Source organism: Azospirillum sp. UFLA03-27 (assembly GCF_059803775.1).
Genome location: NZ_JAUQTX010000432.1, coordinates 1 through 2,823, shown reverse-complemented (window position 1 = coordinate 2,823; position 2,823 = coordinate 1). Strand labels below are relative to the sequence as shown.

Annotated in this window: 2 protein-coding genes; one reads left to right on the top strand and one right to left on the bottom strand. The window is 68.5% G+C overall.

Annotated features, from left to right (window positions below):
- Positions 1 to 101: 101 nt before the first annotated feature.
- Positions 102 to 881 carry an enoyl-CoA hydratase-related protein gene (locus Q4I23_RS31920; protein ID WP_454018802.1) on the bottom strand — a complete coding sequence of 260 codons (780 nt, stop codon included), beginning with the start codon at positions 879 to 881 and terminating at the stop codon, positions 102 to 104.
- 193 nt (positions 882 to 1,074) lie between these two features.
- Here Q4I23_RS31920 and Q4I23_RS31915 point away from each other — a divergent pair, with 193 nt between their 5' ends.
- Positions 1,075 to 2,736, top strand: a complete 1,662-nt coding sequence (locus Q4I23_RS31915; RefSeq protein WP_498528897.1) for a peptide ABC transporter substrate-binding protein — start codon at positions 1,075 to 1,077, stop codon at positions 2,734 to 2,736.
- Positions 2,737 to 2,823 lie beyond the last annotated feature (87 nt).

Sequence of the window (2,823 nt, the reverse complement as noted above, 5' to 3'; positions counted from 1 at the left end):
GTTATAGTCTCGTGGGCTCGGAGATGTGTATAAGAGACAGATCTGGACTTCCCCCGTCCGGAAACCACCGCTATGGCGCGAACCCTGGCATGCGCGGCCCCTCACCGCCCCTTGAAGACCGGCTTGCGTTTCTCCAGGAACGCCCGGTAGCCCTCGCGGAAATCCTCCGTGCCGAAGCAGTGGTAGCATTCGGCGATCTCCGCCTCCGACAGCGGGGCGGGGTCGGACAGGCGGCGGACGAACTGCTTGTGCAGACGGGCGGCCAGCGGGGCGCCCCCGGCGATGCGTTCGCAGGTCGCGGCGATCTCGGCCTCGAAGGCTTCGTCGGCCACGAGGCGGTGGACCAGCCGCTTGTCCTTGGCCTCGTCCGCGCCGAAGACGCGGCCCTCCAGCAGGATTTCCAGCGCCGCCGGGCCGCCCGCGATGTCGTGGAGCAGCTTCAGCTCCGGCAGCGCCATGGAGATGCCGAGCCGGCTGACCGGCACGCCGAAGCGGCTCCCCGCTGTGCAGACCCGCAGGTCGCAGGCCAGCGCGACGGCCAGCCCGATGCCGCAGCACGCCCCCTGGATGGCCGCCAGCGTCGGGTGCGGCAGGTCGCGCAGCAGGGTCAGCCCCTCGTCCATCAGCACGCCGTAGTCGGCGCCCTGTTCGGGGCTGTTGCGCTCCGTCTCGAACTCGGAGATGTCGGCGCCGGGGCTGAAGGCGCGTCCGCCGGCCCCGCGCAGCACCACCGCGCGCACCGTGTCGTCCGCGCCGAGCTGGCGCAGCAGCGGGATCAGCGCGAGCCACATCGGCTTGTCGAAGGCGTTCAGCTTGTCGGGGTTGCTGAGCGTCAGCGTGGCGACGACGCCGTCGCGCGTCAGGGTCACGGTGCCGGCCATGGCGTGTCGGACTCCCCATCCATTCGGTTGCGTATGGGGAAGACCACAAACACCGGCGGCCCCGTTCCGTCAAGGGCTTCCCTAAAGCCGCATCGGCGCTGGACCACGGGGCCGCGGGTCACCATAGTTCGTAGCCGGGACTTCACCGGACGGAGATGACGCCGCGATGCGAACGGGATTGGCGCGAACGGGATTGGCCGCTTTCACCCTGGCCGCCGCTCTGGCCGCCGCCCCCATGGGCTCGCCTGCCTTCGCAGCGAAGGACGAGCTGGTGATCGGCATGACCCAGTTCCCGTCCAACTGGCACCCCTCCATGGAAGCGATGATGGCGAAGAGCTACGTCCTGTCCATGGCGCGCCGGCCCTTCACCGCCTACGACCCCGACTGGCGGCTGACCTGCCTGCTCTGCACCGAGCTGCCGGCGCTGGACAAGGGCACCGCGGAGGTCGAGACGCGGGCCGACGGCAAGAAGGGCATCAAGGTCACCTACACCATCAACCCCAAGGCGACCTGGGGCGACGGCACGCCGGTGACGACCGAGGACGTGCTGTTCACCTGGACGGTGGGCAAGCACCCGCAGAGCGGCTACAGCAACTTCGACCTGTTCGCCCGCGACATCGTGGCGATCGACGCCAAGGACGAGCGCACCTTCACCATCCATCGCGACAAGGCGGTGTGCAGCTACGCCGAGATCAACGACTTCGAGATCCTGCCCGCCCATCTGGAGCGCGCGGTGTTCGAGGCCGACCCGGCGACCTACCGAAACCGCTCGAAATACGAGACCGACACGACGAATCCCGGCCTGTGGTTCGGCCCCTACCGCATCGCCCAGGTCGAGCCGGGCAGCCATGTGGTGCTGGAGCCCAACCCGACCTGGTGGGGGGCGAAGCCGGCCTTCAAGCGGGTGATCGTGAAGTCCATCGAGAACACCGCCGCCCTGGAGGCCAACCTGCTTGCCGGGCAGGTCGACATGGTGCCGGGGGAGACCGGCCTGCCGCTCGACCAGGTGCTCGCCTTCGAGAAGCGGCACGGCAGCCGCTACAACGTCTTCTACAAGCCGGGCCTGTTCTTCGAGCATGTCGAGCTGAATCTCGACAACCCGGCTCTGGCCGATGTGCGGGTGCGCCGGGCGCTGCTCCACGCCATCGACCGCGAGGCGATCTCCAAGCAGCTCTACGACGGGCGCCAGCCGGTCGCCCACAACGAGATCAGCCCGCTCGACCGCGTGCACGCGCCGGGCTACCCGACCTATGCCTTCGACCCGGCGCTGGCCGGTCGGCTGCTGGACGAGGCGGGCTGGAGCGAGCGGCGCGCCGGGGTGCGCCACAACGCCAAGGGGGAGCGGCTGGCGCTGGAGATCATGACGACCGCCGGCAACCGCTCCCGCGAGGTGTTGCAGCAGGTGCTCCAGGCGCAGTGGCGACAAGCCGGGGTGGAGGTGCGCATCGTCAACGAACCGGCCCGCGTCCTGTTCGGCGACACGCTGGAGAAGCGCCGTTTCAAGTCGATGGCGCTGTTCGCCTGGATCAGCGCGCCGGAGAACATCCCGCGCACCATCCTGCATTCCAGCATGATCCCGACGGAGGCCAACAACTGGGCGGGCCAGAACTACACCGGCTACAAGAACCCGGAGATGGACAAGGTCCTGGAGGACCTGGAGCACGTCTGCGAGCCCGACGCCAACCGCGCGCTGTGGGCGAAGCTGCAGACGCTCTACGCGCAGGACCTGCCGAACCTGCCGCTGTTCTTCCGCGCCGATCCGTTCATCCTGCCGCCCTGGCTGGAGGGCGTGGTGCCGACCGGGCATCTGGATTCCAGCACGCTGTGGATCGAGACGTGGAAGGCGAAGGAGTGAGGGTGTCGCGGGTGGTTGCCCCCACCCTCCCACGCTCTGTCTCTTATACACATCTCCGAGCCCACGAGACTATAACAGCTATCTCGT